12 protein-coding genes are annotated in these 15,519 nt (G+C 68.6%); 4 read left to right on the top strand and 8 right to left on the bottom strand.

The window, feature by feature from the left end:
- Positions 1 to 4: 4 nt before the first annotated feature.
- From WD271_04915 to WD271_04905, 3 genes are read right to left on the bottom strand one after another with little or no spacing between them, the layout of a single operon-like run.
- Positions 5 to 766 carry an enoyl-CoA hydratase-related protein gene (locus tag WD271_04915; protein ID MEX1007167.1) on the bottom strand — a complete coding sequence of 254 codons (762 nt, stop codon included), beginning with the start codon at positions 764 to 766 and terminating at the stop codon, positions 5 to 7.
- Positions 763 to 2,703 (bottom strand): biotin carboxylase N-terminal domain-containing protein, encoded by a 1,941-nt coding sequence (locus tag WD271_04910; protein ID MEX1007166.1) that lies wholly within the window; start codon positions 2,701 to 2,703, stop codon positions 763 to 765. The genes WD271_04915 and WD271_04910 overlap by 4 nt, the downstream gene beginning before the upstream one ends.
- A 13-nt stretch (positions 2,704 to 2,716) precedes the next feature.
- Positions 2,717 to 4,315 carry a carboxyl transferase domain-containing protein gene (locus WD271_04905; protein ID MEX1007165.1) on the bottom strand — a complete coding sequence of 533 codons (1,599 nt, stop codon included), beginning with the start codon at positions 4,313 to 4,315 and terminating at the stop codon, positions 2,717 to 2,719.
- A gap of 75 nt (positions 4,316 to 4,390) precedes the next feature.
- On the opposite strand from WD271_04905, the gene WD271_04900 reads away from it, so the two are divergent.
- Positions 4,391 to 5,551, top strand: a complete 1,161-nt coding sequence (locus WD271_04900; protein ID MEX1007164.1) for an acyl-CoA dehydrogenase family protein — start codon at positions 4,391 to 4,393, stop codon at positions 5,549 to 5,551.
- Positions 5,551 to 6,201, top strand: coding sequence for a TetR/AcrR family transcriptional regulator (locus WD271_04895; GenBank protein MEX1007163.1), 651 nt, complete (start codon positions 5,551 to 5,553; stop codon positions 6,199 to 6,201). Before WD271_04900 ends, WD271_04895 begins: the two co-directional genes overlap by 1 nt.
- A 169-nt stretch (positions 6,202 to 6,370) precedes the next feature.
- Here WD271_04895 and WD271_04890 read toward each other — a convergent pair whose 3' ends face one another.
- Genes WD271_04890 through WD271_04875 form a run of 4 tightly spaced genes read right to left on the bottom strand, consistent with a single transcriptional unit; the run spans position 6,371 to position 11,439 of the window.
- A complete protein-coding gene (locus tag WD271_04890; protein MEX1007162.1) occupies positions 6,371 to 8,818 on the bottom strand; it encodes a CoA transferase in 2,448 nt (815 codons plus the stop codon).
- 14 nt (positions 8,819 to 8,832) lie between these two features.
- Entirely contained in the window at positions 8,833 to 9,969 is a 1,137-nt protein-coding gene (locus WD271_04885) for a lipid-transfer protein (GenBank protein MEX1007161.1), read from the bottom strand.
- Complete coding sequence (locus tag WD271_04880; protein MEX1007160.1) at positions 9,966 to 10,364, bottom strand: OB-fold domain-containing protein; 399 nt, start codon at positions 10,362 to 10,364, stop codon at positions 9,966 to 9,968. The genes WD271_04885 and WD271_04880 overlap by 4 nt, the downstream gene beginning before the upstream one ends.
- Positions 10,365 to 10,368: 4 nt before the next feature.
- A complete protein-coding gene (locus WD271_04875) occupies positions 10,369 to 11,439 on the bottom strand; it encodes an amidohydrolase family protein (GenBank protein MEX1007159.1) in 1,071 nt (356 codons plus the stop codon).
- Between the two features lie 79 nt (positions 11,440 to 11,518).
- On the opposite strand from WD271_04875, the gene WD271_04870 reads away from it, so the two are divergent.
- Both WD271_04870 and WD271_04865 read left to right on the top strand, forming a co-directional pair.
- A complete protein-coding gene (locus WD271_04870) occupies positions 11,519 to 12,853 on the top strand; it encodes a trehalase family glycosidase (GenBank protein ID MEX1007158.1) in 1,335 nt (444 codons plus the stop codon).
- 5 nt (positions 12,854 to 12,858) lie between these two features.
- Complete coding sequence (locus WD271_04865) at positions 12,859 to 14,118, top strand: amidohydrolase family protein (GenBank protein MEX1007157.1); 1,260 nt, start codon at positions 12,859 to 12,861, stop codon at positions 14,116 to 14,118.
- Here WD271_04865 and WD271_04860 read toward each other — a convergent pair.
- Positions 14,104 to 15,429, bottom strand: coding sequence for an amidohydrolase family protein (locus tag WD271_04860; protein ID MEX1007156.1), 1,326 nt, complete (start codon positions 15,427 to 15,429; stop codon positions 14,104 to 14,106). The two genes, WD271_04865 and WD271_04860, sit on opposite strands and share 15 nt — an antisense overlap.
- Positions 15,430 to 15,519: the final 90 nt, after the last annotated feature.

Raw genomic sequence — 15,519 nt, 5'->3', positions numbered from 1 at the left:
CCGATTACTTCCCCTGCCAGCGCGGCGGACGCCGTTCGCGGAAGGCACGGGGCCCCTCCTGCGCGTCCTTGCTCCGATATACCGACTCCCAGAGGTGCTCGGCCCAATCGAACGCGTCAGTGCCACGGGCGTCCCACACGTCGCGACGGATCATCTGCTTCGCGGCCGCGACCGAGAGCGGCGCGTTCGCGGCAATCGTCTCGCCGAGGCGCTGCGCAGTGCCGCGCAGCTCGGCCGTCGGTACCACCTCGTTCACGAGACCGAGCTCATAGGCGCGGCGCGCGTCGATGGGGTCGCCGGTCAGCAAGAGTTGCATGGCGACGCGCGGCGGGAGCAGCCACGGCAATCGCACTCCCCACGGCACTCCGCGCCCAACCTTGGCCTCGGTGATCGCGAACCGAGCGTGTTCCGCGGCGACGCAGAGGTCGCACATCATCGCGAGCAAGAAACCGCCCGCGTAGGCAACACCGTTGACCGCGGAGATCGTTGGCTTCGTGACCTCGATGTTGCGTCCGAACTGAGGGACGAAGTCGGGCGGCGGAACCTGCAGGGTGGTCTCGGCCATCTCCTTCAGGTCACCACCGGCGCAGAACGCGCGATCGCCGGCGCCGGTGAGCACGAGCACGAGCGCGGTGTCGTCGGCGTTGAAGCGCTCGGCAGCATCGAACAGCCCGGAGCGCACGCTCTCGTTGAGCGCGTTCGACGCTTCCGCGCGGTCGATCGTTGCCCAGGCGACGCCGCGCACCACCTCGTAGATGACGCTCATGCATCCCCGCCTTCGCCAGGCTCGACGACGACGAGCACGTCGCCGCTGTCGACCTGCTCGCCCAGTTCGACGCGCACCTCGGTGACGGTGCCGTCGAATGGCGCCCGCACCGTGTGCTCCATCTTCATCGCCTCGAGCACGACGAGCACGTCGCCCGCGGTGACCCGCTGACCGACGACGACTGCGACCTGGACCGCACTCCCCGGAAGCGGCGCGAGCAGCGAGCCCGGCGCGGCATCTTCCTCCACCACCGGGAACCGGTCGACCACGTGCAGCGCCGACGCGCCGAGCGAGCTGTCGACGTACACCGTGTCGCCGACCCGCTGCACCGAATAGCGACGCCGTCCGTCGTCGATCTCGACGTCGACGGCATCCGGACGCGCGTCGAAGACCCTCACCTCACGCTCGACCCCGTCCACCCGAACTGACGCAAGCTCGAGGCGAACTTCCACGCGTACGTCGCCCTCTTCGAACACTTCGGGTTGCATCGCGGGGCCGACGTTGCGCCAACCGGCAGGGATGCCGCGTGCCAATGGCGAATACGCGCGACGTTCGGCGCGCGCTGCGAGCGCGGCCGCAATCGCGTGGTGCGCGACGACTCGGGCGCGCGGTCCATCGTCGACAGGAGCGAGGCGCTCGAGGAAGCCGGTGTCGATGCGTCCGGCGAGGAAGTCGTCGTCCTCCAACACGCGGACAAGCAGGTCGCGGTTGGTGACGGGGCCGTGGAGCTCCGCCGACGCGAGCGCGCTCGACAGTCGCTGCACCGCCGCCTCGCGCGTGGGCGCCCACGCGATCACCTTGGCGAGCAGCGCGTCGTAGAACGGGCTCACGACCGAGCCGGCGGCGTAGCCCGCGTCGACGCGCACACCAACGTGTTCGGGGATGCGGAACCGGTGCAGGGTGCCGCTCACCGGGAGGTAGCCGGCGGCGACGTCCTCGGCGTAGACGCGCGCCTCGATCGCGTGACCCGACATCGGCACTGCGTACACCTCGGGTGGCAGCGGCTCCCCCTGCGCGACCGCGAGCTGCAGCGCGACGAGGTCGAGCCCGGTGACGAGCTCGGTGACGGGGTGCTCGACCTGAAGCCGTGTGTTCACCTCGAGGAACCAGAACCGGTCCTCCTCATCGAGGAGGAACTCGACGGTTCCGGCATTCACGTAGCCGATCGCTTTCGCGGCGCTGACCGCGGCTTCGCACAGCTCCCCGCGCTGCGCGTCGTCGAGCGCGACGCACGGAGCCTCCTCGACGATCTTCTGATGACGACGCTGGATCGAACACTCCCGCTCGAACAGATGCACGACCGAGCCCTGCTGGTCGGCGAACACCTGCACCTCGACATGGCGCGGTCGCTCCACGAATCGTTCGAGGAACACGGTGCCGTCACCGAACGCGGATGCAGCTTCACGCTGCGCGGAGTCGACCGCATCCGCGAGCTCGTGGGGTGACGTGACCACGCGCATGCCGCGCCCACCGCCGCCGAACGCGGCTTTCACGAGCAGCGGGTACCCCACCTCGTCGGCCGCGTCGACGGTCGCCCCTGGAAGGACGGGCACACCCGCGGCGGCCATCAGGCGCTTCGCCTCGAGCTTCGAGCCCATCGCCTCGACGACCGAAGCGGGCGGCCCCACGAACACGATGCCGGCGTCTTCGCACGCGCGGGAGAACGCAGCATCCTCGGACAGGAACCCATATCCGGGATGCACCGCCTCGGCTCCGGTTCGCCGCGCTGCGTCGACGATGAGGTCGCCGCGAAGGTAGGTGTCGGTCGCAGCGTTCCCGGGCAGGCGCACCGCCTCGTCGGCCATGGCAACGAACCGCGCGCGCTCGTCGGGGTCGGAGAACACCGCGACGGTTCGGATGCCGAGATCGCGCGCGGTCCGCATCACGCGGCAGGCGATCTCGCCGCGGTTGGCCACGAGCAGCTTCGTGATGCGCACGCTCAAGTCACCGTCACATCCGGAAGACGCCCCAGCCGCGGCGGCCCTCGACGACGTTGGAGTGCACGGCCGACAGTGCGATGCCGAGCGCGGTGCGCGTGTCACGCGGATCGATCACGCCGTCGTCGTAAATCTTCCCGCTGGTGAAGAACGCGTGCGACTCGCGCTCGATCTGCTCCTCGATCGACTGCCGTTGCGCGCGGTCGGCGTCCTCGTCGAAGTCGCGCGCGCCCGCCTCCGCCGACTCGCGCGCCACGATCGACAGCACCCCCGCGAGCTGTTGCGGGCCCATCACCGCCATCTTCGCGCTCGGCCACGCGAACAGGAACCGCGGTCCGTACGCGCGACCACACATTCCGTAGTTCCCGGCACCGTACGATGCGCCCATCATCACCGTGAGGTGCGGCACGGTGCTGTTCGTGACCGCGTTGATCATCTTGGCGCCGTCCTTGATCATCCCGGCCTGCTCGTACTCGCGCCCCACCATGTAGCCGGTGGTGTTCTGGAGGAACACGAGCGGCGTGTCGATCTGGTTGGCGAGCATGATGAACTCGGTTGCCTTCTTGCTCTCCGCCATGAACAGCACGCCCTGCGCGTTGGCGAGCACGCCGACCGGGTAGCCGTGGATCGACGCCCACCCCGCGACCAGGCTGGTGCCGTAGCCGGCTTTGTACTCATCGAAGCGTGAGCCGTCGACGACCCGCGCGAGCACCTCCCGCGGGTCGAAGGGCACCCGGAGGTCGACTGACGCGATGCCGAGGAGCTCGTCGGGATCATGGATCGGCTCGTCCGCGGCGCGGGTGGGTGCGGGACCGAGCTTGCGCCAGTTGAGGTCGGCGACGATCTCCCGCCCGATGCGGATGCAGTCGAGCTCGTCACGCGCGAAGTAGTCGGCGAGCCCGGAGATGCGCGCATGCATCGCCGCCCCGCCGAGCTCCTCGTCGTCGGACTCCTCGCCGGTGGCCATCTTCACGAGCGGTGGTCCGCCGAGAAACACCTTTGCCCGCTGGTCGACGAGCACCGAGTAGTCGCACATGCCGGGTACGTACGCGCCACCCGCCGTCGAATTGCCGAACACGAGCGCGATCGTCGGGATGCCGAGACCGGAGAGCAGCGTGAGGTCGCGGAAGATCTGCCCCGCCGGCACGAAGAGGTCGGCCTGCGTGGGCAGGTCGGCGCCACCCGACTCCACGAGGTTGACCAGCGGGAGCCGGTTCACGCGTGCGATCTCGAGCGCGCGCAGGTTCTTCTTCAGCGTGTAGGGGTTCATGGATCCGCCGCGGACGGTTGGGTCGTGGGCGATGATCACGCACTCCAAGCCCGACACCACGCCCACTCCGGTGACGATGCTCGCGCCGACGTGGAACGGCGAGCCCCACGCCGCGAGCGGCGAGAGCTCGAGGAACGGCGAGCCCTGGTCGAGCAACAGCTCGATCCGTTCTCGCGCGGTCAGTTTCCCGCGGGCGCGGTGGCGTTCGACATAGCGCGCTCCCCCACCGCCGCGTGCCAGTTCGAGCTGTTCCTCGTGCGCGGCGAGCAGCTGGACGAGGCCGGCACGGTTGGCGAGGTACGTGTCGCCACTCGCGTCGATCTTGGAAGCGATGACGGGCACGCAGTATGTTATTCACGAATCACATTTGCGGCGCAAGAAGCGGCCAGAAGCGAGCTGAGCCAGAAGCAGCGACACGTGGACTTCGCCGAGAGCACCGAGCACGAGATGATCCGGGCGGCGGTGCGCGACCTCGCGGCGCCGTTCGGCCACCCGTACTTCGCCGAGCAGGTTCGCACCGGCGGCAAGACCGACGAGCTGTGGCAGGCCGTCGCCGACCACGGCTTCCTCTCCGTGCACCTCCCGCCCGAGTACGGAGGCGGCGGAGGCGGGATCAGCGAGCTCACGATCGTGTGCGAGGAACTCGCCGCGCAAGGGTGCCCGCTGCTCCTGCTCCTCGTCACGGCCGCGATCTGTGCCGAGCTGATCTCACGCTTCGGCTCCGATGCGCAGAAGCGCCAGTGGCTCCCCGCGCTCGGCTCGGGCGAGAAGATGGCGTTCGCGATCACCGAGCCCGACGCGGGATCCAACACGCACCGGCTCTCCACCACGGCGGTGCGCGACGGCGACACCTATCGGCTGCGCGGCACGAAAACGTACATCTCCGGTGTCGACGAGGCGGCCGCGGTGCTGGTGGTCGCGCGCACCGGCACCGACGAGACCACGGGCGACGCGCGACTCTCGATGTTCATCGTCGACCGCGATGCCCCGGGCCTCGAACGTACGTTCATCCCGGTCGAGATCAAGGCTCCCGAGAAGCAGTTCCAGCTCTTCTTCGACGACGTGCAGGTGCCATGCGACCGACTGCTCGGTGAGGAGCACGAAGGTCTGCGCCAGGTGTTCTCCGGGCTGAACCCGGAACGCATCACCGGCGCCGCAATCTGCACCGGGCTGGGGAGGTACGCGCTCGAGCGCGCGTCGGAGTACGCCTGCGAACGCGCAGTGTGGGGCGTGCCGATCGGGCAGCACCAGGGTGTCGCGCACCCCCTCGCGACCGCCAAGATCGAGCTCGAGCTCGCGCGACTCATGATCACGAAAGCCGCGTGGCTCCACGACCAAGAAGCCGAGCCCGCGTCGGCGGGCGAGGCCGCGAACATGGCGAAGTACGCGGCCGCAGAGGCCGGGCTGCACTGCCTCGACGCCGCCATCCAGACCCACGGCGGCAACGGGATGGCCTCGGAGTACGGCCTCGCCGATCTCTGGGGGTTGCTCCGGCTGCTTCGCATCGCGCCCGTGAGTCGGGAGATGGTCCTCAACTTCGTGGCGCAGCAGTCGCTCGGCCTGCCGAAGTCGTATTGATGCCAAATTCGTTGAAGCGGGCGCCGAGCACGGCTCCGACCGCGCGCGGGCGCCGGCGCCACGACCAGCTACTCGACGTCACCGCGGAGCTCGTCGCCGCGCGAGGATTCCATGCAGTCGGCATCGTCGACATCGGCGCGGCCGCGGGCGTGAGCGGCTCCGCGATCTACCGGCACTTCCGCAACAAGCAAGAGCTGCTCGTCGCGCTGATCGACCGTGTCGTCGACGAACTTCTCGCGGGAGCACGCGCCGCGGTGAACGGCGCTGCCGATCCCGCCGCTGCGCTCGACGCGCTCGTGCGCGCGCACGTTGCCTTCGCGCTCCGCGATCGAGCGATCATCAAGGTCTATTCCCAGGAGAGCGACCACCTCCCGGACGAGGACCGGCGACGGCTACGGCGAAAGCAGCACCACTACGCGGAGATCTGGACCGACGTGGTGACGGCGCTACGCACCGACTACTCGAACGAGGAAGCTGCCGCCGCGGTGCACGCGGTGTTCGGGCTCTTGAACTCGGTCGCCGACTTCACCAGCCGCATCGACGACGACGAGCTCGCCGAGCTGCTCACGAACATGGCGCTGACATCGCTGCGTGACGCTCGTAGTCCCGAGCAATCGGGTCCCAGAGCGGTGGCTCGTCGCTTGACATAGGGCAGGTCATGGCGGACGCGTCGACTGACGTCACGCATATGACTGCCGCTCGGGGCGGCTGATGTTCTCTCGCGACGAACCGTGCCGACCTGCTCGTCCGCAAAAAAGTGGTCGTCGGGGTGCGGAAACCGCTCCCGTACGCGCGCGTTTGGGTGCAAAGCCGACGTGTCTACGCGCGGGTGTCGAGTACCACGCCTTCAGTGACGAGCGCGTCGATGTCGAGCTCGTCGTAACCGATCTCGCGCAGGATCTCGCGCGACGAGTCGCCCACGACGAGCGGCGGACCGGCGATGCGGCCCGGGGTCTCGGAAAAGTCGAACAGCAAGCCGGCTTGATCGAGGCGGCCGACCAAGCCCTGCTCATAGCTGGTGACCCACCCTCGCTCGATCAGCTCGGGATCGTCGAACACCCCGAGCGCGAACGTGTCGGACGAGATCTCGCACGGCACACCCGCGGCGTCGAGGAGCTCGAACCAGTCAGCGGCGGTGCGTGTCGCGAACGTGTCTTCGAGCGTCGACCAGAGCTCGGCATCGTGCGCGAGACGGCCCGCCGCGGTCGCGAGTCGCTCGTCACCACGGAGATCGTCGCGACCGAGCGCCTTGCCGAGGTGCTCCCAGTGCGCGTCGGTGACCGCCGCGAGGCAGAGCCACCCCTCCTGCGTTTGGTAGAGGCGGTAGAGCGCGGTGATGCCGAGCTGTTGCGCGTCGAGGTGTGGGCGTTCAGCGGCGCGCCCGTCTGCGGTCAGCCACGCGTACGACGAGTTGAGCAGGCATGCGTTGAGGATCGACGTGTCGACGAACTGCCCCTCGCCGGTGCGATCGCGGTGATAGAGGGCCTGGAGCATGCCGATTGCGGAGAGGAAGCCGTTGCCGAGGTCACCCAACGAGGTGAGGCTCCACATCGGCCGGCCACCGGCACCCATTCCGCCGTCCTCCCACATCACCCCCGCGAGCGCGGCGCCAGTTTGGTCGTTGCCGGGCAGGCTCTCGCGGTGGCCGTGCTCGAAGCCGCGCGTGTGGCAGTAGATCAACGACGGATTGATCTTCTGGAGTGACGCGTAGTCGACGCCGAGACGCGTGGCCGCGTCGTACCGCATGTTGTGCTGCACGACGTCGGCGCTCGCCACCAGTCGGCCCAGCGCATCCATACCGCGGGCGTCTTTGAGATTGACGGCGAGACTGCGTTTGCCACGGTTGCATGCCATCGCGATGTGGGTGGAATGCCAGTACCCGTCGTGCAGCGCGTTGATCTTGATCACGTCGGCGCCGAGGTCGGACAGAAGCTGCGTGCCGAACGGACCGGCGACGGCGAGACCGAGGTCGAGCACACGGATGCCGTCGAGCGGCGCGGCGAGAGAGCGCCTCGCGGGTGCCGTGGGCGCGATGCGCGGGTGCGACGCGCCGGCTGCAGCTTCGGCGCGTATCTCATCGTCGTGCTCGCCGACACTCGGAGCGGGGCCGCGTACGGCCGTCGGTGCCGCCGACAACCGGTAGGTGATTCCAACCTGGCGCGTCGGGCCGAGCTCGGGGTCGTCCACCACGGTGACGCACCCGTCTGCGAGCAATGCAGGGTCGGCGAGCGCCGCTTCGGGAGAGCGGATCGGCTGCATGGCGATGCCGACCTGTTCGCCGAGACGCACCCAATCGTCGGCCGGGAACTTCCGGTACGCCTCGGCCATGAGCGGGTAGTAATGGTGCAGGACGACGATCTCCTCGGGACTCGGGCTGATGCGAGTCGGATCGTCGCGCGGAGCTCGCGCGTCGTCGGTCATGCGAAGCTCGTTGCCCTGCGACGCGCTGAGCGCGAACGCGGGGTTCGGCACCCACTGGCACACCCATTGGCCGTCACCGCACTCGAAGAGACCGCGCGTCGTGCGAGAGTCGAAGATCCAGGTGTCGTAGCCCGGCGCGTCGGGGTGCTCGGCCCGCTGCCACCCACCCCACGTCGCGACCAGCACGCCCTGCAGAAGTGACGTCTCGACCCACTGCCCGCGACCGGTGACTTCGCGCGCGTGCAGCGCGGCGCTGATCCCGGCGGTCGCGAGGAACGCGGCGGCCAGGCTCGGCCACGTGGAGTACGGAAAGAGGGGTCCGGGCCGGTCGGTGCCGTCCCAGCAGCCCTCGGGCGGCTCCAGATCGGGAAGGTTCGGCTCGCCGCCCGTCATCCGCGCGATCGCGCCGCCACGCCACCCGCGCTGCTCCCACTGCATACCCGTGCGCGCGGCGACGAGCGCGTCGTAGCCCGGGCGTTGCGCATGGCGCGTGTCGCGGCCGTACGCGGTGATCGAGCAGTACACGAGCGCTGGATTATGGGCGTGGAGCGTGGCGTAGCTGATGCCGAGACGATCGGTGGTGCCGGGCGCAAAGCTCTCGAGCAGCACGTCGGCATCCTCGGCGAGCGCGAGCAACACGTCACGCTCGGCCGGGAGGTCGAGCACCGCGCTGCGCTTCCCACGGTTCCAGACGCGCGCGCCCGTAAGAGTGCGGAACGGGTCACCGCCGGGCGGCTCGATCTTGGTGACCTGCGCGCCGTGGTCGGAGAGGAGCATGCCGGCCAGCGGCCCCGCGATGCCCCACGACATATCGAGCACCTTCAGGTCGGCGAGCACGCCGGTCATCTCATCTCCCTGCGTCACGCATGGCCGAGCACGAGACCGCTCTGACCCGCCGCGACCAGCACGTGGTCGACGCGGGCGATCTGGTTCGCCGCGGTGCCGCGCACCTGGCGCACACCTTCGAGGATGTTGTTCAAGCCGTGGATGTACGCCTCACCGAGGAGGCCACCATTGGTGTTGACGGGCAGCGCGCCGTCGAGATCGATGTTGCCGTCGGCGATGAAGTCCTTCGCCTCGCCACGTTTGCAGAAGCCGAACGCCTCGAGTTGGTAGAAGACGATCGGGCTGAAGTTCTCGTAGAGCATCGCCACGTCGATGTCGTCGGGCCCGAGCCCCGATCGCTCCCAGAGCTGACGGCCGAGGAACTCCGCTTCCGGGAACGTCGCGAGGTCGGGGTGGTAGTAGTTGTACATCACTCCCCCGTGGCCGAGATGTGCGTCGGCCGCGGCCTCGATGCTCACCGCCGGTTGCGGCAGGTCGCGCGCGCGATCGGCACGCGTGACGACGAGCGCAACTCCGCCGTCGCTCTCCTGACAGCAGTCGAGCAGCCGCAGCACCGGCTCCACGATCCAGCGCGACTGCTGATGGTCGTCGAGCGTGATCGGACGCTCGTAGAACCACGCGTTCGGGTTCGTGGCCGCATGGCGACGGGCGACGACCGTGTAGCGGCCGAAGTCTTCGTTGGTCACGCCGTAGTCGTCCATGTAGCGACGGAACCACAGGGAGTACATCTGGGCCGGGGTTCTGATCCCGAAGGTGGAGTACCAGTCGAGGGTGCGGGCCGGTGGACGAGGCGGTGGTTGGCCGAAGCGACGGCCCGACCGCTCGTTGAACGCGCGGTACACGAGCACCGCGTTCGCGGCACCCGAGGCGACCGCGATCGCCGCGTGCTGCACGGTGGTGCACGCACCCGCGCCGCCATACGGCGTGCGGGACCAGTAGCGCACCTCCTGCATGCCGAGCGCGCGCATGAGATCGAGCTCGCCGCTCGAGTCGAGCGTGAAGGTCACCAGCCCGTCGATGTCGGCGGGAGAGAGGCCGGCATCGACGATCGCGGCACGCCCCGCCTCGGCCGCGAGCTGCAGCTCGCTTCGACCCGAGTCCTTGGAGAACTCGGTCTGGCCGATGCCGGCGACGATCGTGTCGCCGTTCACAACTTCCCCACCGGGTGGAACACCGGTAGCAGCACGCCGTCGCGCTCGCGGTAGTCGACCGCGACGGCCATGTCGTCGTACTCGGCGTAGGGATCGTCGTTGGGCACGTCGACGAGGTTCGACACCACGCGCACACCCTCGTCGAGCTCGACCAGCACCACGACGCGCGCATTCTCGTCAGGCGCGTTCGGATGCCGCGACAGGATCCACGTGAGCACCCGGCCACGCCCGCTCGACTCCTGCGCGTCCCACTCGAGCGAACCGCACACGCCGCACATCGGGGCGGGCGGGTGGCGAAGCGTGTGGCACGCGACGCAGCGCTGAATCAACAGCCGGTGAACGGCTATGCCGTCCCAGAAGTAGCGGTCGTCGTGCTGAATGATCGGGTCGACCACCGGTTCAGAGGTTCCAGACACGCGCCGCGTTGCCCGCCACGATCAGCTCGCGCTCGGCGTCGGGTACCCCCTCGAATTGCGCCTCGACGAGCGCGCGCGAGTTCGGCCAGCTGGAGACGGGGTGCGGATAGTCGGTGGACCACAGGATGTTCTCCACACCGATGCGGTGCCGGAGGAACTGGATCGCGTCGGGTTCTTCGATGTAGGTGAGAAACAGGTTCCGGTGGAAGTACGCGCTCGGCACCTCGGTGAGCCCCGGGAAGTCGTACCCCTGGCGGGTGTTCATGTCGTCGACGATGTAGAGGTACCAGGCGACCCAGCCGAGACCCGGCTCCACGAACACGATCTTGAGGTCGCGGAAGCGCTCGAGCACTCCGGTGAGCAACCACATGCCCAGCGCCTCGCCGGCGGAGAGCGCGGCCATAGGGACCATCACGCCCATCATCGGCGTGGGATCGCGCGCGACGAGGTCGTCGAGGTTGGTGTTGAGACCGATGTGACAGCACATCGGCAGCCCCGTCTCGGAGATGAGCTCCCAGAGCGGGTCGTACCGATCGTGGAAGTAGTCGGGCAGCCCGAGCTCGTTCGGGAACACCGGGAGCTGGAGCGACTTCACGCCGAGCCCCACGACCCGCTCGACCTCTTCGCACGCGGCGCCGATGTCGTGGATCGGGATCTGCGCGTTGACAATGAGACGCTTCGAGTCGACGGCCCCGAACTCGAGCATGGCGTCGTTGAACGCGCGCGTCGCCTCACGCCAACCGTTCTTGCACAGGTAGAGGTAGCGGAAGGCGCTGACCTCGCAGTACAGCACCTCGGCCTCGACGCCGTCGGCGTCCATGTCGAGCAGGCGTTCGTGCGGGTTGCCGTAGCCCGGGCGCCCGGCCGACGGGTGGGGACGCAGCTCGAGCGCGGCCGCGCTCATCCGCGCCGCGCCCGACTCGGACATGCGCCGCCCGAACTCGAGGATCGCGCCGTCGTACTCGTCGTGGAACTTCGGCGCAAGGTGCTGCTTCACCTGGGCCTGGCTGATCGCTACGTGTGAGTCCGCCGAGATCAGTCGCTCGTCGTTCATCGCATACCCCCGTTCGTCGCGCTCGGGTGCATCGTAGGAGAACTCCGCGCGCGGTGATAGCTTCCGCGCGGTGCGCGCCATGGAGCCTCTGGCCCGCCGCGCGCAGGACGTTCTCGACCGCAACTCCCGCGGGAGCTGGACGTGCCCGTCTGCGTCGCTGTACCCGCACCAGTGGCTCTGGGACTCGTGCTTCGTCGCGATCGGCCTCGCGCGCTCCGATCCACCGCGGGCGGCGAGTGAGCTCCTCGCACTCTTCCGCGGACAATGGGCCAACGGCATGCTGCCCCACATGATCTTCTCCGAAGACGTGGACGACGTCGGCAGCACGAGGATCTGGCAGTCCCGGCAGAACCCACTGGCGCCACGCGACGTCGACACGTCGTGCATCACACAACCGCCGGTGACAGCAATCGCGGTGTGGCGGGTCGCGCTGGCGCTATCGCCCGACGAGCGCGTCGCATTCCTCACCGAGCTGTTCGGGAAGCTCGTCGCCTACCACGAGTGGTTGTACCGCGAGCGCGACCCGAACCACCGCGGGCTCGTCACGCTGATCCATCCGTGGGAATGCGGACTCGACACGACGCCGCCCTGGATGCAGACGCTCGCGCGCATGCCGCTGCCGTGGTGGGCCCGTGCCGCCACGCGACTGCACGTTGCACACTTCTCGCGGTTCCTCCGCCGTGACACGAAGTACGCGCCGTCGGTCCAACGACCCACCGACGCCGAGGGGCTCGCCATGCTCGTGCTCGCGCAGCGCGCGAAGCGATGTGGGTTCGACGTGCGCCGGATGCCTCCCGACCGGTCGGTACTGATCGAGGATCTCGCGTTCAACTCGATCCTGGCCGCCGCGAACCGTTCGCTCACGCTGATCGCGGACGAAGTCGGCCAACCGGTGCCACCGGAGTTGCAGGAGCACTTCGCGCGCACCGACACCGCCATCGAACAGCTGTGGGACGAGCCATCGGCTGAGTACTTCTCGCGTAACGCAGTGACCGGTGAACCGATCCGGCTCTCGACGGTCTCCACGTTCCTCCCGCTGTTCGCGGGCGTGCCGTCGCCCGCGCGCGCGGCGCGGTTGATCGCGCAGCTGCGCGAACCGAGCGGGTTCTGGCCGCGCTACCCGGTGCCTTCGGTGCCGACCGACGCGCCCGAGTTCCGAGAGGAGGCGTACTGGAAGGGCCCCACCTGGATCAACATCAACTGGATGATCGTCGACGCGCTCGACCGCTTCAACGAGCACGCCCTGGCCGAGGAGCTCCGGCAACGCACGCTCGACCTCGTCGATCGCGCCGGTTGCCACGAGTACTTCTCGCCGCTCACCGGGCGTGGCTGTGGCGCGTCCGAGTTCTCGTGGACCGCCGCACTGGTCCTCGATCTGCTCGCAACGGGCGGAGAGGATGGCCTGTTACCGTGAACCTCGTGCCCGTCATCGACGTCGACAGCCATTTCCAGGGCCCGTTCACGTGGTTCGAGCAGGACTTCCCGGAGCTGGCGGCGCAGCTCCCGACGATCCCGGCCGAGATGATGATCGGGGCGCTCGTCGGCGCGCTCAGCGGCGAAGCGCTCTCCACCTTGCCGCCCGAACTTCGGCCCGACGACATGATGGAGCTCGTCCCCGACCTCTGGAAGCCACTCGCCGAGCAGTTCGCGTCGAAGTCGAGCCTCGCCGAGATCGACGAGATGATCTACGGCACCGACACGCCCCTCGGTGCCGGGCCCCTCGCACCCCGGCTCGACCGTCTCTTCCGAGCGAAGGGCGGCTGGAACATGGACGACCGCGTCGGCTTCCTCCACGAGGCCGGCATCGACGTGCAGCTCGTGTCGGGAAACGGCGCGCCGATCTACCCGGGCATCGACCCCGACCTCGCCCGCCAGTGCATCGCGGCCGCGAACCAGCTGATGATCGACCGCATCGGCGCGCACATCGACCGTCTCGTCCCCATCACGTTCGTGATGATGGAAGACCTCGAGTGGTCGATCGGCGAGATGACGCGCATGCGGGGCCTCGGGAGCCGCGCCGTGCACATCCGCGCGACTCCGGTCGACGGCAGGTCGCTCGCGCATCCGCACTTCGACCCCTTCTGGGCCGCGGTCACCGACCTCGGGATGGTCGCATACCTCCACGCGGGAAGCGGCCGCGCGCACGTCGATCCGGCGTGGTCGAACAACGGCGGTACGTTCCGCGCGGTCACGATGATGGGCGCCGCGCAGTACCAGCAGGTGCCCACGATGCTCTGCGGTGCGCTGGTCACCGGTGGCGTCTTCGAGCGCTTCCCCACTCTCACCGTCGTCAACGCCGAGCTCGGCGGCCACATCTGGATCCCGAACTTCCTCGGGTGGCTCGACGCGTTCGTCGACGACCCGAAGATCTCGAGCCTGCAGGGCGCGTTCGACTACCCGCTGAAGCCGAGCGAGTACGCGCGCCGCAATGTGCGCGTGTCGCCGTTGCCTGTGGTGACCATGCCCGTCCGCGACTACCTCGAGGAGCTCGACGGGATGCTCGTGTTCTCGAGCGACTACCCGCATCCCGAGGGGCTCGACAACGACGCCGTCACCTGGTACCGCGAGCACTTCGGCGACATCGACGCCGCGGTACAGGAGCGCTTCTTCCACGGCTCGATGGCCGACGTGTTCGACCGGATGGGCGACCCGCTGCCTCTTTCGTCACCCGTTCGCTGAGACCTGCGCCCGGCGCCGCTCCGCACGCTCGACACGCGCGGGCTCGACCGGGCGCGGACCAGACTGGCCGATGAAGCCGTTCCCGTCGTTGGGCGGAAGCGACTCGGGGTCGGGCGCGACCAGGAGCTGCGCCGGTGTGGACGCGCCGATGCGGGCCGCGACCTTCCGCAGGTGCTCCTCGTCGAGATCGAACACCTTGATCGCGTTCCGACCGAGGATCTCGAGCGCGTCGCCGGTGGGGATCCGCGAGAACACGTGACGCAGCGCGAGCTTCGTCATCGGTTCCTCGTCGGGCTCCCTCGTTGCCTGGAACACGCCTTCGATGTGCGGGTAGTCGCGACCCCAGAGCACGTTGTCGACGTAGTTGTGCTCGACCGCGTCCTCCGCTTGCCACGGTGAGATGAAACTCGCGCCGAGGAACACGTTCTGACGGATGTACTCGCTCGGCAGCTTCGTGAGGCCTCCGCTCAAACCGAAGGTGAGGTAGAAGGAGTCGAGCTCGTGCATCGTGGGCACGTACCAGCCCTCGACCTGCTCCGTGATCACGAGCTTGAGCTCGGGATGACGCTGGAAGACTTCGCCGTACGTGAGGATCCACACACCGCGGCGTGCGAGCCAGCTTCCACCTTCGTACGCGATGATCTGCATCCCGCCGGGCCCGCGCGTGAAGTCGAAGAACGGGCCGCCGCTCGAGTGCGTGGAGAGCGCGAAGCCGAGATCGGTGCACGCGGACCAGAACGGGTCCCACTCGGGGTCGTTGTACTCCTTCACGCCCGGACGGCTCGGTGCGGGGAAGTTGAGGCAGCGCAAGCCGTTCTCGCGCGCCCATTCGAGCGTCTTGATCGACGCGTCGATGTCCCAGCTCGGGATGTAGACGAGGCCGAGGAGCCGTTCGGGATCCTCCGAGCAGAAGTCGGCGAGCCAGCGGTTGTAGATGTCGTACGCGACCGCGCCGAGCTCGAACTGGTGCTTGAACACGGTGCCGAGCCCCTGCCCGATCCACGGCAGGTTCTCGCCGTTCTGGCTGAAGTGCCAGATCAGCTCCGCGGCCACTCCGTCGCTGTCCATGTCGCGGAGACGTGCCTGCGGATCCCAGTGGCCGTCGAGGTCGATGTTGGGGTGCTGGATGCGCGCGCTCATCGCCGACATCGCGTCGGCCTGCTTCTGCTGCGCAACGACGTCCTCGTCGAACGCCTCGAGATACTGCTGCGGGCAGTATGCCCGGAGCTGCTCCACGAGCTTCGGCCCGGCGTGCGAGTCGCACGACACGACGATCGCCGGCTGCTCCATCTCGACCGTGGTCTCGCTCATGAGGCTCCCCCTCGGTGCTGTCTGCTCCAGATACTGGCCCGCGGGTCGCCCGCGTACAACTGGGACTGCGAGCGCCACTTCGGCGTAGGG

The organism is Acidimicrobiia bacterium (assembly GCA_040880805.1).
Taxonomy (GTDB): Bacteria; Actinomycetota; Acidimicrobiia; order IMCC26256; family DASPTH01; genus DASPTH01.
The sequence above is the reverse complement of the archived record's forward strand: the minus strand, read 5'-3'. Positions and strand labels throughout refer to the sequence as shown.